This window comes from Oenococcus oeni DSM 20252 = AWRIB129 (assembly GCF_000372485.1).
GTDB lineage: Bacteria > Bacillota > Bacilli > Lactobacillales > Lactobacillaceae > Oenococcus > Oenococcus oeni.
Genome location: NZ_AQVA01000004.1, coordinates 12249 through 28937 on the forward strand (window position 1 = coordinate 12249; position 16689 = coordinate 28937).

At 33.3% G+C, this 16689-nt stretch carries 16 protein-coding genes, 1 tRNA gene and 1 pseudogene; 13 read left to right on the top strand and 5 right to left on the bottom strand.

Features of this window, described 5'->3' with window-relative positions; translation table 11 throughout:
* Positions 1-58: 58 nt before the first annotated feature.
* From A3G9_RS1000000110380 to A3G9_RS1000000110390, 3 genes are read right to left on the bottom strand one after another with little or no spacing between them, the layout of a single operon-like run.
* Complete coding sequence (locus A3G9_RS1000000110380) at positions 59-661, bottom strand: MFS transporter (RefSeq protein WP_226489952.1); 603 nt, start codon at positions 659-661, stop codon at positions 59-61.
* Entirely contained in the window at positions 550-1011 is a 462-nt protein-coding gene (locus A3G9_RS1000000110385; protein WP_075647045.1) for an MFS transporter, read from the bottom strand. The genes A3G9_RS1000000110380 and A3G9_RS1000000110385 overlap by 112 nt, the downstream gene beginning before the upstream one ends.
* Complete coding sequence (locus tag A3G9_RS1000000110390; RefSeq protein WP_002818000.1) at positions 980-1321, bottom strand: hypothetical protein; 342 nt, start codon at positions 1319-1321, stop codon at positions 980-982. Before A3G9_RS1000000110390 ends, A3G9_RS1000000110385 begins: the two co-directional genes overlap by 32 nt.
* Before the next feature lie 165 nt (positions 1322-1486).
* On the opposite strand from A3G9_RS1000000110390, the gene A3G9_RS0103600 reads away from it, so the two are divergent.
* The 5 genes and pseudogenes from A3G9_RS0103600 to A3G9_RS0103620 all read left to right on the top strand — a co-directional run bounded on the left by A3G9_RS0103600 (position 1487) and on the right by A3G9_RS0103620 (position 6180).
* The gene (locus tag A3G9_RS0103600) at positions 1487-2446 is read left to right on the top strand and encodes a serine hydrolase domain-containing protein (protein WP_002818001.1); all 960 of its coding nucleotides are present in this window, start codon (positions 1487-1489) and stop codon (positions 2444-2446) included.
* Positions 2447-2510: 64 nt separating this feature from the next.
* Positions 2511-2654 (top strand): annotated as a pseudogene (locus A3G9_RS0103605) (ATP-binding cassette domain-containing protein); the annotation flags it as partial.
* 264 nt (positions 2655-2918) lie between these two features.
* On the top strand, positions 2919-5087 hold the full coding sequence (gene topB, locus A3G9_RS0103610; protein ID WP_002821023.1) for a DNA topoisomerase III: 2169 nt from the start codon (positions 2919-2921) through the stop codon (positions 5085-5087).
* Positions 5088-5150: 63 nt separating this feature from the next.
* Positions 5151-5501, top strand: a complete 351-nt coding sequence (locus A3G9_RS0103615) for a hypothetical protein (protein WP_002818005.1) — start codon at positions 5151-5153, stop codon at positions 5499-5501.
* Positions 5502-5949: 448 nt separating this feature from the next.
* Positions 5950-6180 (top strand): thioredoxin domain-containing protein, encoded by a 231-nt coding sequence (locus A3G9_RS0103620; protein ID WP_002818006.1) that lies wholly within the window; start codon positions 5950-5952, stop codon positions 6178-6180.
* Between the two features lie 146 nt (positions 6181-6326).
* Here the strand turns inward: A3G9_RS0103620 and A3G9_RS0103625 are convergent, their stop codons facing one another.
* On the bottom strand, positions 6327-6920 hold the full coding sequence (locus A3G9_RS0103625; protein ID WP_002818007.1) for a TetR/AcrR family transcriptional regulator: 594 nt from the start codon (positions 6918-6920) through the stop codon (positions 6327-6329).
* 107 nt (positions 6921-7027) lie between these two features.
* On the opposite strand from A3G9_RS0103625, the gene A3G9_RS0103630 reads away from it, so the two are divergent.
* Both A3G9_RS0103630 and A3G9_RS0103635 read left to right on the top strand, forming a co-directional pair.
* A complete protein-coding gene (locus A3G9_RS0103630; protein ID WP_002818008.1) occupies positions 7028-8509 on the top strand; it encodes an MDR family MFS transporter in 1482 nt (493 codons plus the stop codon).
* Positions 8510-9225: 716 nt separating this feature from the next.
* Positions 9226-9567, top strand: a complete 342-nt coding sequence (locus tag A3G9_RS0103635; RefSeq protein ID WP_002818009.1) for a nucleoside/nucleotide kinase family protein — start codon at positions 9226-9228, stop codon at positions 9565-9567.
* Between the two features lie 758 nt (positions 9568-10325).
* On the opposite strand, the gene A3G9_RS0103640 is transcribed toward A3G9_RS0103635, so the two are convergent.
* On the bottom strand, positions 10326-10862 hold the full coding sequence (locus A3G9_RS0103640; protein ID WP_002818010.1) for a helix-turn-helix domain-containing protein: 537 nt from the start codon (positions 10860-10862) through the stop codon (positions 10326-10328).
* Between the two features lie 594 nt (positions 10863-11456).
* On the opposite strand from A3G9_RS0103640, the gene A3G9_RS0103645 reads away from it, so the two are divergent.
* The 6 genes from A3G9_RS0103645 to A3G9_RS1000000110100 all read left to right on the top strand — a co-directional run bounded on the left by A3G9_RS0103645 (position 11457) and on the right by A3G9_RS1000000110100 (position 16100).
* Positions 11457-12215, top strand: coding sequence for a helix-turn-helix domain-containing protein (locus A3G9_RS0103645; protein ID WP_002818011.1), 759 nt, complete (start codon positions 11457-11459; stop codon positions 12213-12215).
* A gap of 99 nt (positions 12216-12314) precedes the next feature.
* A complete protein-coding gene (locus A3G9_RS0103650) occupies positions 12315-13544 on the top strand; it encodes an MFS transporter (RefSeq protein ID WP_002820698.1) in 1230 nt (409 codons plus the stop codon).
* Positions 13541-14476: an FAD-binding oxidoreductase gene (locus A3G9_RS01000000109480; protein WP_002818013.1), complete on the top strand. Its 936-nt coding sequence runs from the start codon at positions 13541-13543 to the stop codon at positions 14474-14476. The genes A3G9_RS0103650 and A3G9_RS01000000109480 overlap by 4 nt, the downstream gene beginning before the upstream one ends.
* On the top strand, positions 14454-14906 hold the full coding sequence (locus A3G9_RS1000000110395; RefSeq protein WP_226489954.1) for a hypothetical protein: 453 nt from the start codon (positions 14454-14456) through the stop codon (positions 14904-14906). Before A3G9_RS01000000109480 ends, A3G9_RS1000000110395 begins: the two co-directional genes overlap by 23 nt.
* Positions 14907-15031: 125 nt before the next feature.
* Positions 15032-15712 (top strand): metallophosphoesterase family protein, encoded by a 681-nt coding sequence (locus A3G9_RS0103660; protein WP_002818015.1) that lies wholly within the window; start codon positions 15032-15034, stop codon positions 15710-15712.
* Positions 15713-15996: 284 nt separating this feature from the next.
* A tRNA-OTHER gene (locus tag A3G9_RS1000000110100) sits at positions 15997-16100 on the top strand.
* The last annotated feature ends 589 nt before the right edge of the window (positions 16101-16689 follow it).

Sequence of the window (16689 nt, forward strand, 5' to 3'; positions counted from 1 at the left end):
TATTTTGAATTAAGACAATAGTTTAATCAGAGTTTCTTTTGGTATAAATAAGCAAACTCTAACCGCCGATTGGGACAGTTGCTTCTTTGCGTCGACTTACAATAATAAGAACCCAACATGATAGAACCAGCATGACCAGACCACCGAATGTAAAGACAACAAAAGTGTTAAATTGGTCAAACAGTATCCCAAATACTATCGTTCCGGCAGGCATTAGAATCGAACTTACAGTTTCATCTATCGAAAAGACGCGTCCCTGCATCTTTTCCGGGATATGTTGTTGCATGTAAACGTCGACCGGTGTGTTTGAAAACACAAGTAACAATCCGAGGACAATGTTAATCGCGATAAACAAAATGGTGTATGCGTCTTTTGGCAAAGCGATCAGGTTCGGAAGCCCACTCAGTGAAACAATTAATGAGAATATGCTCAAACTAAAGTAGGCCACTTTCAATGATTGTGTTTTAAAATTAAGCCTACTCAGAACCAAACCGCCAAGGAACATACCTCCCGCAAACGCAGACTCTGTAAAACCATATTGTGTGTTTGTTAGATTAAGTTTATCAACCAGAAAAAAGGCAGGCCGATATTGATTGTCGCAAAGAAGAAGTTGATAGCACCAGACGATCCCGAAAACACTAGGTATAATTTGTTTTCCCACAAAAATCTTAGACCTTCGATAAAATTTGACACAATATGACTTTCTGTGTCGGCAACTTGCAAATCCTCGGCATCCGAAATTTTGCTGTTCTTCAAAAACTTGAGAAATATGATTGCAATTAAGGCAACTGTTTCAAAACCTACTTCTATATATGCGAACATGTCTAGGTTAATCAAAGTGTAGACGACCGCCCCTAAAACCGGAGCCAGAAACTCTGCAAGAGATGAAGTTGACTGGTTGAGCGAGTTCGCCCTTTGGAGATCGTCTTTACCAAACAGTTGTGTGAGACTTGCCTGTACCGCGGTGGTTAAAAATCCATCAGAAACTGCAAGCAACGTAATCAATACCACCCAGCTCTACAAAATATATGTTAGGGAATTCAATGAAAAAAAGAGCAAATAACAATAGGAAGACAATTGTTCCAAGTTGCGAGGCGATCATAATTTTTTTATGGCTATACGTATCAACGGCATATCCAACAAAGGGCGTAATACAAAGGCTGACGATTGGTCCAGTGACCAAGCTGATTCCCATACCCAAAGTAGATACTGTTCGCCATAGGATATAAAGACCGATTGCAAAAGAAAGCATTTCGCTGCCAAACGTTCCAAAAAATTTCGCAATAAGAATCCTGCTAAGGTTATTGTTCACTCTCAACATAAGTTAATCTCCTATTTTTACTATAATAACAGTTGTTTTTTATGGTAAAGATGAGTGTCTTTTTCTCCTAAACGGTTCGCTTCGCCTTCCATACTGATATTTTTAATCAAAAAATATTCAGCCAAACTCGTCAGTGTTATTACTAAATAAAAGGAATTAAAGCAATTGTATTTATCATCAAAAGCAGAAGTTATTATTAAAAAAATTATCGGTTTATATCCAGAAAGTACGCTGTCAATCGGTACTTTTTATCAGGAAAAATTATCATGGCGAGTGTATGGTAAAAACTGCCGCCTGAATAAGGAAAAGCTGCAAAATTATGAAATTGGTTCGCTAACGAAAGTTTTCACAGCTTTTTATTTTATTGAATTATTCAAGGAAAAAGTTGTGACAAGTCAAACCAAAATAAATGAAGTTGTTTCTGATTTACCTACAAAAAATTATCCAACAATTGGCGAGTTACTGACGCACCAATCGGGTTATGGCTATTTAATCCCTCTAAAGCTAAGCGACTTGATTGGGATTATTAAACATAAAGGCATTTGTCGGTACAATCCTTACGAGAGCAATATGTGTGCAGATAATGTTAGAAAAATCTTGATTGAAAAGAAAATTCCAACTCATCGTAGACGCGTATATTCCAATTTCGGATATGCTGTTTTAGGTCTTATCCTTTCAGAATTAGAGGCTAAAAACTATGAAGAGTGTATTAACGCATTTTCTAAGAAGAAGTTGGGTTTAAACCATACTAATTTTGGCAATACTGATTTATTACCAGGTTATTTTAGAAATAAAAATTATGGCAATTGGCAATGGCTTGATTGTGAAAATAATCTTGGTAAGGCTACTGGTGGGCTTAGATCCAACGTAGTAGATATGCTGAAGTTTTCAAGTAAAATACTTGCGGAATCGACCTTTTTAAAGCAAACAGAATCTTTTTCCTTGATGGGGATGTTTAAAAGTCGAGATGGAATTTGGATGAAAATCGGCCAGACCGGAACACAATTATCAGTCATGATGATTGATATCGAAAACAGTTCATCTGCTGTTGTTTTAGTTAATTGTTTGAATAAATACAGTGTCTCCTTGGCCAGAGAACTACTTTTAAGAGCCTTTGAAGAGTAACTTTTCCAAATTCTCGATGAACTTCAATGTATACAAATTTATAATTCGGGAGAATAAACTATTTATGGCTTATATTCAGGTACAGCATCTTTATAAACGATATCAGATGGGCAATGAGGTAATTGAAGCAAATCGGGATATTAATTTCACGATCAACAAAGGAGAACTGGTGATCATTTTAGGCTCTTCTGGAGCGGGAAAATGTACTTGACTAAACATTCTCGGTGGAAAAAGTTTTAATCCTTAACTTAACATTAATTGCTTAACTATTGTAATGACACTAATGACCACGCTTTTTAGATCACTGGATAAAGTCTAGGAGCTTTCAACATATACAATTGGTTTAGGTTTATCAGTTACTAAATCACTAATAACATTGCAGAATGTTTGGCAATTAACAGGAATAGCAAAATCAATATCATGTAATAGGAATGTTGTTGAAACACACAGGATGGAAAGGTGGGAAAAACGCATGACAACAGTTATTTTGGCCGAAAAGCCTAGTCAAGCCCGATCATATGTAGAAGCATTTAAGAACAGCACAAAAAAAGAGGGTTACTTTTCAGTCAGTGATCCTGTTTTAGTTAATGAGACATTTATAACCTATGGTTTTGGTCATTTAGTAGAATTGGCAACGCCGGAAAAATACGATCAAAAGTACAAACGATGGTCCTTTTCTAATTTGCCGATTTTTCCCGATAAGTACAAATTTATTGTCCCTAGGGACAAGAAAACCCAGTTTAAAATTGTCAAAGATTTGCTGATGAAAGCCGATACGATTATTATTGCGACTGATAGTGATCGCGAAGGTGAAAATATTGCTTGGTCGATCATGAATCAAGCAAAAATTAACTTAAAAAGTAAAACTATCAAACGCTTATGGATCAACTCGCTTGAAAAGGACGCTATTTTAAATGGTTTTAAAAATTTAAAAGATGCTTGGAATTATTACCCTGCCTACCAAGAAGCTCAAACCAGACAAATTAGCGATTGGCTGGTCGGAATGAATGGAAGCCCACTATATACATTGCTATTAAGACAAAGTGGAGTTCGTGGTGTCTATTCAATTGGTCGGGTCCAGACGCCAACTCTTTATATGGTCTATCAAAGAGATCAGGAAATTAAAAACTTTAAGCCGGAGCCTTATTTTGAAATAAGCGCCGAAATTTTAGCTAATCGGCAAAAATTCGTTGCCAAATTAGATCCCTATCAACGCTTTAAAGACGAAGGAAGTCTGACTTCATTTATGGAGGCAAAAGACCTTCGGATCGGTTTCCGAGAAGCCTTAATCAAAGATGTTTTACAAGAGACGAAAAAAACAGCTAGTCCGCGCTTGTTCTCTCTTTCGAGTCTGCAAAGTGCGATTAACAAACGCTATCACGCTAGTGCCAGCGATGTCTTAAAAGCTGTTCAAGCTCTATATGAGGCTAAGTTGCTTACTTACCCAAGAACCGATTGCAACTATATTACCGATCAAGAATTCAATTATTTGTTTTCAAACCTAACGGGATATTTGAGTTTGGTGTCTAATCAAGTCTCTTTAAATAATACTGAAGCGAATAAACGTTATGTAAACGGTAAAAAAGTCCAGGAACATCATGCTATTATTATGACTAAGATTATTCCAAATAAAGCGAAATTGGCAGCACTGCCTAAGTTGCAACAACAAGTTTATGGCTTAGTTTTGAGAACAACGCTAGCTATGTTTGCTGATCCTTATGAATATGAGCAAACAATAATTATTACTGAGGTTGGCAAAGCCAATTTTAAGGCAACCGGAAATGTGCCAATCAAACAAGGCTGGAAATTACTATTTGCAGACGATAAAGACAAAAATGATGAAACGGTTGTAACGCTGCCCAAGGTGACAAAAAACCAGAAAGTTCAAGCCGACTTGAAAACACCGCAAAAGGAAACTACCCCACCTGTACCCTTTACCGAAGGTACATTAATCACGGCTATGAAAACTGCCGGTAGAACTCTCGATGATGAAGAAGCCCAATCAATCTTAAAAGATGTTGAAGGGATCGGCACCGAAGCAACCAGAGCTAACGTTCTTGAGGTCTTAAAAAAACGCGGATATTTGCTTTCTAAAAAGAATCAGCTGCATGTTAGCGAACAGGGAATTACTTTATGTACAGCTGTTGAGCTTGAACCATTACTCACCAGCCCGGAAATGACGGCCAAATGGGAACTTGCCTTAAAAGAAATAAGCCAAAAGAAACGCAGCCAGGAGAGTTTCTTAATTCAAATTAAAAAATTTGTATCAAAATTGGTCGACGAAGTGCCGACACAAATGAAACAAAGTGAAGGTTTATCCAAGCAAGTTAAAAACCAAAAAATTGTTGAAATCCAAGACCGGCAACAAGAAGCAATTGGCAGGTGTCCTCTTTGCAAAGAAGGGATGATTGTTGATAAGGGCAAATTTTACGGTTGCACAAATTATAAGGCTGCTGTTCCGTGCCGTTTCACTCTACCGAAAAAATGGAGCGAAAAGACAATTGGTAAAACAGCTATCAAAGCTTTAATTACAAAGGGTGAAAGTAACAGGCTAAAAGGATTCAAGAGTAAGAAAAGCGGTAAGAAATTCGATGCCAAGTTGAAATTGGAGGGCAGTAAATTAAGTTTTGATTTTAGCTAATCTATCGTTTTCACAACATTCTACTTTTTTAAAATTTGTATTCTATCCTTTTATTTCTTTTCTATGCTGATTAAGAATATGCCGGATGTCCCGAATGGCTTTGACGTTATTACTAACAGCCACGATGGCTTGAATTTTGACGGTATCACACGTTTTTTCAAGAATGGCGGTTTATTCATTACTGAACAGGTTGGTGCAACCAACAATTACAGTCTCTCCAGCTTTTTAACAGATAATTATATTCCTGCCCATCCTGAAAACGTAATGGTTAATGTTATTTCCAAGCTGGTAGAACGTGGCTTTCAAATTCTTAAAAGCAATTCTTTTTATCCTAAAATTTGGTTCTATGATGTTGGCGCATTTGTTTATTATGCCAAGATAATCAGTTGGGAATTTCCTGATTTTCAGTGTTGAAATATCAGTCCTAATTGATGCGCTTGCAACGAATTATTGAGCAAACAGGTTTTATTGAAAGCAATGGGGACCGTTTTCTTCTAGTAGCAAAAAAACAATAAGATAACCAATAGTAGCCTGAGGGCTGCTTTTTATTTCACCGAAAGTAGATTAATGTCATTTAAATATTTTTAATTTAAGTAAGAATTTTCGCTGTCTTTTCTCTAAAACAATCAAATTGAGATCTGGTTCGGATCATGTTCAGTTCAAATACTTCTTATATTGATATGTTCGAAAAAGTAAAGATATTATCATAAGGATTATTAGTTCAAAAGAACCTGGTTTGTATATTTTTGATAATTATTAAAAATATTACATAAATTTTATTTTTTTAAATAGTATGACTTACTAATTTAAAGATTACCCGTTAGCATGTGAAATAACAAAAGAATTTAGGGGGGCGATTCATTTGTTAATAAAAGTCTATACAGATCAAAGTATTCAATCAGTGGCGACAAAAAAATGTTTGAGTAACCATCACGTAGATTTTAAGGAAATCAAAGCGATCGGCAATAAAAAAGTCTTTGATTATTTAAGAAAAGTAAAAGCCAAGATGCTTCCTTATGTCGAAACAGAAAATGATTCTTGGTCGGGATACCGTCCTGATAGATTAAGAAAAATGATAGAAAACAAATCTTGATTAGAAAACCAAGTCATTAAAAGATCAAGACCTAAGCTACGCCCAGATGGTTAAAAAATTGAATAAAGTTGATTTATTTGCATCAATTATATTCAACAAATCGATTAATTGCTTGTGGTGAATCTATATTATTAATTGTAAAAATCTCACTTATCTTCTAAATATATCGGCAGAATAATATCGTCGACTAACAATTCCAATGCTTTCTCATCAATACTTTCTTGAACAAATACTCGGTATCTCAACCAATCAAAGGGCAGTAACTTAATTGCTTCAGGTAAATTTTTTTTAACATGTTCACCACGCTTTAAGGCACGCTTAAGGATACGGTTAATCGCATTAATATCAACGCTCGAATTACCATTGATTATCTTGGCAAGAGAATCATTATAGCAATTAGGTTCAGCTAAAATTTCGCGGAAAAAGCTTTTGCCAATCACGTCGACGCTGACCAAAAAACGATGCAAAACTTGAAAGAGATCCTCTCGCAAACTTTGACCTGTTAGAACAATTTCGTCTACTTTACCATGATTATCTCTACGAATTTTGTCTTGTAGAGCCGCCAATGCAAGTCCAAAAGGTGTTTTCCAACGACGATAAATCACAGGTTTACTTGTAGCAGCTTTTTTAGCAACCCGTTCAAAAGTCAAAGTCCTAAAACCAGTTTCATCGATAATCCCTCTTGTTGCAATATAAATGTCTTTCTCCAATTCTTTTCCACGCCGTCTTTGCTTTGTCATAACTTTTCCATTAAGATACTTTTAGTTTCTTATTGACTTTTCTCTCTGAGAGTAATATAACATTTCTTGTTAAGAAACTTTAAGTATCTTATAAACAAGGAGATTAAATGAATCAAAAAGAAGGAATTATCGATAAAACAACGATGACGACCGCTTGGGTTTTGGTTTTTGGTGCGCTCGCGCCATTACTAGACTCAACAATGATTAATATTGCTGTGCACAGTTTAGTAAGGAACTTACATAGTTCTGTCTCAACCATCCAATGGGCCGTCACTGGTTATGTTCTAGCCACGGCCATTGCCGTGACTTTCTCAAGTTGGCTGTTAAATCAATTTGACGGAAAAAAGGTTTTTCTAGCTGGTGAAATTATATTCGCATTTGGCTCAGTCTTATCGGCTTTAGCAATTAATGCTCAGTTTCTGATTGGAGCAAGATTAATTCAGGGGTTTGCCGGTGGAATAATTATGCCTTTACTAACAACTTTGTTAGTTCAAACGGCAGGACAAAAAGTGATGGGCCAAATGATGGCCACAGTTGGATTGCCGATTATTATTGGGCCGTTAGTTGGGCCTATAATCGGAGGGATCATCATTAAATATCTCTCTTGGCAATGGATTTTTTGGGTTAATGTGCCAGTGGCTGTTATTTCAATTCTGCTGATTTTATGGAAGATGCCTAGTTATCCGGCCCAAAATAAGTCAGCGAAAATGGATTTCGTTGGAATTGTTTTCCTAGCTGGTGCGACAACCAGCATGATCTATGGGATTGTCAAAGCCGCTAGAAAGGCCAGTTTCGCCAATAAAGACACACTACTTTTCATTGGATTAGGTTTAGCTTTAGCTCTTCTCTATGTATTTTGGGCAATGCGAATCAAAGACAAAGCTGTTCTACCACTGAATTTGTTTAAATATCGTTCCTTTAATGGATCGGTCTTAGGACTGCTAATTGCCGGAACGGTTTTAAATGGTGCGATGTTAGCTTTGCCTCTCTTTTTCCAAGAAGTGCGCGGCATGAGTGTCATGATGGCCGGATTAGCTCTGATTCCGCAAGGTGCTGGTATGCTGGTCTCAAGAACATTAACGGGCAAATTAACAGATAAATTTGGTGCTAAATATGTAGTATTGACCAGTCTTATTATTACTTTTATTGGCACAATTCCTTTTTACTGGTTTAACCACGAGACATCCTATTGGATAATTGCACTCGTTCTTTTCGTTCGGGGAATTGGCGCTGGTGGAATTTTGATGCCACTCATGGCTGATTCCTATACAGGTATGCAAGGAGCATTAATTCCAGCCGCGTCGATTGGTTCACGCACGATTCAAAATATTGGTAGTGCTTTTGGCACGGCAATTATCACTACACTGATCACGGCCTATTCGAACGCCAAAATCAAAGGATTCAAACAAAATATTTCAAGCGCTAATTACCATGTTAAAGCCGCGAATATGTCTCAATTTGTTGCACGACATTTAGACTTGATTCAAATACACGCTTTTCAATATGGTTTTTTCTGTATTTCAATTGCTGCATTATTAATTGCTTTGCCAACTTTTCTATTGACTAACAAAATTGAAAAGAATCAGTAGCCAGTTCTTTATCCAGATCCTACTATTGTATTTTAAATACGCTCTTCCAATAATTGTCTGTTGGCTATTAGTTCTCAAAGGGGGATTTATTACTAACAAAAATTTGGCTATTTTTTTGAAGGACTGACTTCTTTGTGTTATTTTTAATCTTTTTTAATTAGTGTTTCTACCTTTTTTTTGAGCGAAAAGTTTTTTCGATTGAACGTTGTGAAGGTACCTCAAGCATAAGTTCGTTTTATTTTTTCACTGTAGATGGTTGTGTTTTGACAAAATGTTTTAAAAACTACATACTTTTTTCATTTATTGAAAAAATGATCTAAAAATGTCTTCGGTCTCTGTGGATTAGATATTTTTTACTTAAAAAAATTAGAAATAATCGCAAATAATTCAAAATAATAGTGTAAATAATCGCAAATTTTCGTAATAAATCCTCTGTGCAACAATCTGTGCTTGATGGGCTTTGAGTGAGAGAATAGTGCTAAAACATTGGTAGCTGGATAATTTAGAAGAAAAGTGGATTTAATTATGTCAAAAGTAATAGTAATTAGTGGCCTGACGGCTGGAGGAAAGACAACACTCATCAAACGCTGGCACAAAAATTAACCAATAGCAAAATTATTTCCTTTGATGATTATGATATTGATCAATTACCTTCAGCCCCATCATTGAGCACTCCCTTGTCTGAGTCTGTTAATCAGTATGATATTACAGAAGTTGTGCGAGCTGTAAAATCTGCTAGAACAAAATTCGATTATGTATTGGTGGATTTTCCATTTGGAAATCGCCATAATTCATTGGCTTCTTTAATTAACTTAACCGTGTATATTAAAACACCCTTAGATCTTTTATTGGCTCGACAGATATTACGCGATTATTCGACTAGCAAACTAACAGACATTCTCGATTGGTTAAAAACATACATCAGAATTGCCCGGCCTATATTTCTCGCAAATGAACAATTTGTTTCATCAAGTGCTGATTTGATCCTAGATGGCAGCAGTTCTCTGCCATCAAAAGTGGATTTTGTCTTAAAAACACTTCAGCGCGATAAATTTTAAAAGTAAATCTATGATTTAATATTCAAATTTATATTGATACTTTACTTATTGGATTGTATTTCTTCGTGAAGAAGCGTCCTAACTGATAAGTCATGCAATTGATATCCATACATGAGACTGTGAGATGCAACGCTAATTTATTTAATTCTTAAAATACATATTTGTTATCCTTATAAATTTAGGAAAATTTATTAAAGATATTTTGTTTTGCTATTCAGGATGACGAGTACTCTAATAAGCAAAAATTATGAACCAAATTTCAGAGATCTTAATTTCCTTGAATGTTGTAAGGATAAAAGTTAAAAAATAATAGGTACTTAAGCTTCTGAATTTTTTTACTGGACTTTAGATTTAGTAATTTTTAATAGGCATTGTATTGTTGACTGAATGAGTTAGGTCACTTTAATAAGCCAAAAATAAAGTAATTGTTGAGGATAGGGACTTTTTGCTAACTAATGATCATCGACTTTTTAAGAAAAATAATATATAAAACAAAGTAAATCATGGCAATCAATCAAGAGAAAAAGACATCTGAATTGTTATGAAAATATACTGAATCCGTGTCGTTATCATTTTAATATTTCAATTTACTATAAAAATTATAATAAGGCTCCCTTGAATCTCCAATGAGAGCCAACAATTTTAACTGAATTAAAAAGCAAAGAAGGTCTGACCCTATATGAGACAATCTTTGCTTAAGCATCCAGATAAATGAATGCTTTTTATTTTTCCCGGCTATTAACGATTTTTATAATCATTTATTTATAAATGGCTCTTTGATTAAATCGAAGATATTTAATCAAGAAATCTATTAGATAATAACTAACTTTTTTAGCAAAAGGATATAAAAATATGCCAATGATAAAAAAGACGATACTTAGACTTGTTTGAATTAAAGAAAATGATTGTAAGCCCAGTAAATTAACGATTAATAATATTATCGGAGAAAATATAAAACTAATTGAAATTGTCCAAATAGATAAAAGTAAACCAGCTGCAGTGATCAAAACACTAGAAAAAAGACACAAATTAAATATGATGGCACCGAACAAAGCTAACCAATTAATCTTTTTCATTTTTCTAAATTCCTCATTTCTTTTCGTTTGTAAAGAAAGATTATCTAAAGATAAACCATAGAGTTGTTTAAGCTCTCTAAGCACATATATATTTGGCAGCGTTTTTCCCTGTTCCCATCTGGAAACAGTTTGCCTAGTCACATACATTTTCTTTGCGACTTGGTCTTGAGTTAAGCCAACAGCATTTCTAGCAGATTTTAAAGATTCACCTAAAGACATTTTTCCTCCTAAAATTAACTATGATAGATAGTTCAAAAAAAAGAAAGCAACAAGTCTGTTACATGATGCGATTTTATAATTGGTTGATCCGTATTAATGTTTTTATTAAGATAACTCCAACAGTTTAGTTAATATTTGCGGATGAAAAAAACATCTTTAAGAGGAGGCGTTTAAGTATCGATTCCTCTCTTGTTTTTTTGTTTAAAAATATATATGCCTATATCCTATATTGAAGTATGAAGTAAGTCATTTTTATAAAAAATATTCTACTAAGAAATTCAATAGGAGATCTTCGTCAAGACAAAATATGATAAATGTGATTTGATTATCAGAGCAGTATTTAAATAATTTGTTTACTATTTTTTAAAATCTGAATTATCAAGAATAATATTATTTTTCTATTAATTAAATTTAAAAGGACAAAAAATTGCAGTATAAATCTTTCTGGAAATATGGAAATAATTCGTCACTCAAAAAAATATTAGTTTTGGACAAGGTGATAGTCTTCTTAAAAGTAGTTATATAGAAATATTTAATGGACTAGAAAATTTTATCCATAATTACGAAATATCTAATTTTAATTATCCAATTAAGATGTCCAAAAACGTTATTAGAATTGATTATTCTTATAATGAAATAGTTGAATTTGGTAAAAGTAAAAACAAAAAACTTTACTTATTTCCAGGCATTTTAAAATTCGATAAAAGAATTATGGATCAAAATAACTATAGTTTTAGAAAAGGGCATTATCAAGGAATCACTATCTTGGTAAAGAAGGATATAAAGGATCCATTTTTGAAACAATTTTTTGGAGAAGGAAAACTCTTTGGTTCTTTCAATCAGAGCGAGGACTATTTTTTTCTTAAAAGCGATTTTATTAAGAATTTTTTTGATAGTTTACTGATTCCTGATATTAGCGATTCTTTATTATTTTTAAGACTCAAAGCCATTGAATTATTATTATATCTATCTTCGGAGCGGGCGACTAAAGATATAATCTCAAAACAAAAAATATCAATAGAAAAAATCGGAATCCTAAGGGATATTCAGATATATTTGGATAACAATTTGGATAGAAAAATAAGTCTAACTTTTTTAAGCAACAACTTCCATATTAGTGAAAGTAAACTCGAATACTTGTTCAAGGATACTTATGGAATTACTATTCATGATTATTTTCTGATCCAAAAAATCGATTATGCCTGCCAAATGCTTAAAAATACTAATAATAAAATAACTGACATTGCTAATGAAGTAGGCTATGAAAATGCTAGTAAATTTTCTGCTGTTTTTAAAAACAGAAAACTACTAACCCCGCGTGAATATAGATACTTAAATAAAATTATTAATTAATTGAATTGGATCATAAAAAACCAATTGGAGCATTACCTCTATTAATTGTTTGCTAAATTGAAATCGTTGCAGTGTATATTGAAAGGATCTCAATTCTTAATGAAAAACAAATTATTTATAGCTACTTTAATATCATACCTTGGTATATACATCACAATGCCTGTTCTTTCTGCGATTTCTACTAAAGCCCATATGCTGCCTGGCCAGATTGGAGTGATGATATCCTTAGGTGCAATCGCTATGCTTGTATTTGCGCCAGTTTGGGGAAAGCTTAGCGATAAATTAGGCAGAAAAACTGTTATAGTTGCTGGGCTAATGGGAATGGGGGTCATGTTTATTCTTTATACGGCCCTTTTTAGATTGTCAATTTCACAAAGCAAAACAATTACGATTTTAGTAATCTTGCTTATGGCAGTGAGATTTTTATTAGGCATTTTTATGACAACGGCACCTACCGCAGCTAATGCCTATATGGCGGATATTTCTTATCCAGAAAATCGAGCCAAAGATATGTCATCTTTAGGTCTGGCAACCGGTCTAGCAATGGTGCTTGGACCAATAATTGGTGGAATTTTATCTTCGATTGGAACTTTATATCTTCCATTTTATATTTCTATAATTATGCTCATTTTGTTTGGATTTATTTTCATTACTATTCTTCCAAAAAAAGATCAAGAAAAAAACAATTCCAAAGAAATTGATAATATCAAAGCAGCTCTTGAAGATAAGAAAAGTTTTTTTACTTTCAAACTATTTGGGTGGTTAATAGCAGGATGTTCCATTATGTTTGCTGTAGTGGGGTTACAAATTTTAACGTCCTTATATTTGCATAACGATCTCGCTCAAACAGTAACGCAAAGCGCAAAAACAGCTTCATTGCTCTTTGTAATTCTAGGTATCTCTCTAATGATTTCTCAATTTCTTCAAATCAAATTATTAAAGTGGACAGCTCAAAAAATGATGTTGTTTGCTATTCCGCTGATTATAATTGGCTTATTGTTGATTGCTGCCGCAGATAATTTAGTTTTAATTATATTAAGCTACATTATCATCGGAGCAGGATCGGGTCTGAGAATGAGTTCTTTGTCAGCTGGAGCATCGTTATCGGTTTCTCAACAAAATCAAGGGGCCGCAGCTGGAGCCGTAGCAATGACGCAAGGTATTGCTGGAATAGTTTCTCCACTTTTTGGTTCTTTTATCTATGAAATAAACATAAAGTTCCCTTTTATTTTCTTTTCAATTTTTGCCGTGCTTACTTATATCCTTTTTGTTTTTTCAAATAAAGAAAATAATTATCTAAAAAATAAAGATCAAGGTGTTTATAGATGAAAAGAATTGCTATTAAAAATTGGCCAAAATTGCCAAATGATCTGATTCCTATCGCGATTGATCGTAATTCTGTTGATTATGTTCAGGCAAGCAGCAATTGTTTTATAACCGGTAAACCAAAATTAATTTTAATGGCTAGGACAGAGAACGAAGCAGCGGCCAGTATTAAATATGCTAGTAGGGTTAGAAAAGAAACAGGAATCGATGTACCTTTTTCTTTTCGTAGTGGCGGTCATGGAATATCAATGGCTTCTGTTAATAACGATGGTATTATTTTAGATATTTCCAAACTTAAAAAGGTTGAGATAGTTGATATTAATAAAGGACTAGTTAAAGTTCAAGCCGGAGCAGTGTGGGGAGATGTCGCTGAGTTCTTAAATCGATTTCACTTAGTAATTTCTAGTGGTGATTTTGGCGATACTGGGGTTGGTGGACTATCAACTTCTGGTGGAATTGGTCTATTAGTTCGTTCGTTCGGTCTAACAATTGATCATATTTTGGCTGCTAAGGTTATAACTGCAGACGGCGAAATTAGATCTGTCGATAAGGATAATGAACCAGATTTATTTTGGGCTATAAGAGGAGGCAGTTCTCAAATTGGTTTAGTCACGGAATTATTATTTCAAGCTGATAAAATTGAACCCGAGAATCAGTATCAATGCCCTATAACTGTTCAGAATATTGATTTTATAATAGACGATTTAGAAAGCTTTGTTCATAAATGGGGAAAATGGATTGATGAAGCACCATTAAAAATAACTAGCAATTTGATGTTCACTTCCTTTGATAATAATCAAATTTTGGTTAAAATGAACAATTTTTGGGTTGGAATGCCAAATCAAATTGCAAATGATGCTTTCAAAAAAGCATCAAAGCTAGCTATTGTTAAAAAATATGATCAAAAAGTAGTTGATTACGGGAAAGCTTGTTAAAGCTCCACATAATCCTCATAAGGGACAACAGCCAGTATATGTAAAGAATGTCTTATTAAATAATTTCATACCACATTTAGGAACAAAAATTTCCGATATAGTTCATAACCAGAAGACAATCGGGGTCGAATTACGATCAATTGGTGGATATTTAAATACTGTAGATGCAAATCAAACAGCTTGGGCAGACAGAAGTGCAGTTATTTTTATTGCTTTCTGGTCTAAGTCTAAGAATAATAAAAACATCAATAGAATTTTTGATTCGTTACAAAAAGTTGATGTAGGTGTTTATGGCGCTTACTCTAGCGACTTATCCATGAAAGAAAGTTATCGTATATGGCCAAGTGAAACCGCCCAAAAGCTGAAAAATATAATGAGCATTTACGATCACAAACATCTTTTTAATCAGGGACATTATTTATACGATTAATGAATAAAAAACTAATTATTCCAAAAAAATACTTAAAAAGGGAATCAAAATTTGAAAATAGCAGCCTTATATGATATTCATGGGAATTATCTTGCCTAAAAAAAGTTTCGGATGAACTTAATAATATGCAACCTGATTTGTTAGTTTTTGGTGGTGATTTAATTAGTGGCCCAATACCACTGGAAACTCTGGATTTAATTTACGATCTAAAAAGCAAATATAGGACCGCTAGTGTCTTAGGGAATAATGATCAAGATATTATCGATTCTTATGAAAATAAAAAACTTTCTTTATCAAATAAAGCTCAGGAACAGATTAAATGGGTTACTAGATTATTAAATGAAAAACAAATTTTAGATCTAAAAGATATGCCAATTAACATCAATGTTGGTAAGTATTTTTTCTGTCACGCAATTGCAGATGACAATAGAACTATCTTTACGCAAAAAACAAGGATCTCTAACATCAAACAATTATTTCTAGAAGTCATTTCTCCCTTTATTATTTGTGGCCATACTCATTTACAATTTAAGTTAAAAATTGGTTCTCAACAAATAATCAATGCTGGTAGTGTTGGAATGCCGTTTTCTGATAAAAAAGGAGCCCAATGGCTTTGGATAGAAAACAATAATTTTCAGTTTAGAAGAACTCTTTTCGATGAGGATATTGCTATTAAAAATATGAAAAATAGTGATTTTCCATTTGTGAATCAATTTATTGAAGAATATGTTAAAAATACTGTCAAAGTTAGAACTGGATATAAAATACTTAGAAGATTAGAAGAAAACAACAGATTGAGAAAATAAGTTTGATAGATATGATATTTATTTATTGCGTTTAATAATTAATTCAAAACAAATACTGATTCATGGTTATTCCATGGACACCGGTTCAACTGCCAGCATCAAAAAACTAATATTCTCAAAATTATACAAAGCATCTAACTTTATTGATCGAATGTTTATAATGATATTTTTATGTATTAATTATCTGAAAATACTAAATATTGTTTGATTATTATATTGCCTAAAATATATTTGTTTCTTAATTCGAAAGCTTTTATGTAGTATATTTTCTAATCGACAATTTCGGAGAAGTACTCAAGTCTGGTTTAAGAGGCCTGTTTAATTTATTAGGCAGGTAGGTCGTTAACTTTTGTTACGATGCGAGGGTTCAAATCCCTTTCCTTCTCCATAAAGTAAAACTAAATTATTTTCTAATAAAGTAATATAATTTCACATGGTACTGATACTTTAAGTACTAACTAATTAAATTCTGTCTTTATTCTTCATTCAGTTAAGCGAATAACTGTATGAACGAGAGAACCACTGGGTAATAAAACTGAGTGGTTTTATTTTTTTATATCAAACAAAATAAAAAGTATACAGAACAAAAAGCAGCAAATTGGAAATGGCAAGATGAACAAAATTGTATTGGACATTATTTAGGTAAATAGAACTTAAGATGTAATTAACTTAATATGGAAACCCATTTTGACCAATTTATTGTTTTTAATCTGGCTAAAAACTCTTGCAAAATGCTGCACCATAAAAATAAAGGGTTGCAGTTGGTGCAGTTTATTTTAAGGGCGATACTAGTGATTTTAATAATGCTTGACATGTATTTGAATGCTAGTAAATACTAGCCTGTTAGACGCTTTTATTATGGCTAATCGTTCAATATATTTATTTAAATAAACTTAATTAAGCGCCTCTGCAAAACCGACAGGAATGTTTTATTAGTCTTTAATTGATGTGTATTCTGTTTCATAAATTTACAAAAT

Bases quoted from the DNA above. Each gene is read 5' to 3' on its own strand.
- A3G9_RS01000000109480 (WP_002818013.1), top strand. From the start codon at position 13,541: ATGAAAAGAATTGCTATTAAAAATTGGCCAAAATTGCCAAATGATCTG.
- A3G9_RS1000000110390 (WP_002818000.1), bottom strand. From the start codon at position 1,321: ATGTTGAGAGTGAACAATAACCTTAGCAGGATTCTTATTGCGAAATTT.
- A3G9_RS0103615 (WP_002818005.1), top strand. From the start codon at position 5,151: ATGCTGATTAAGAATATGCCGGATGTCCCGAATGGCTTTGACGTTATT.
- A3G9_RS0103640 (WP_002818010.1), bottom strand. From the start codon at position 10,862: ATGTCTTTAGGTGAATCTTTAAAATCTGCTAGAAATGCTGTTGGCTTA.
- A3G9_RS0103660 (WP_002818015.1), top strand. From the start codon at position 15,032: ATGCAACCTGATTTGTTAGTTTTTGGTGGTGATTTAATTAGTGGCCCA.
- A3G9_RS0103625 (WP_002818007.1), bottom strand. From the start codon at position 6,920: ATGACAAAGCAAAGACGGCGTGGAAAAGAATTGGAGAAAGACATTTAT.
- A3G9_RS0103645 (WP_002818011.1), top strand. From the start codon at position 11,457: ATGTCCAAAAACGTTATTAGAATTGATTATTCTTATAATGAAATAGTT.
- A3G9_RS0103650 (WP_002820698.1), top strand. From the start codon at position 12,315: ATGAAAAACAAATTATTTATAGCTACTTTAATATCATACCTTGGTATA.
- A3G9_RS0103630 (WP_002818008.1), top strand. From the start codon at position 7,028: ATGAATCAAAAAGAAGGAATTATCGATAAAACAACGATGACGACCGCT.
- topB (WP_002821023.1), top strand. From the start codon at position 2,919: ATGACAACAGTTATTTTGGCCGAAAAGCCTAGTCAAGCCCGATCATAT.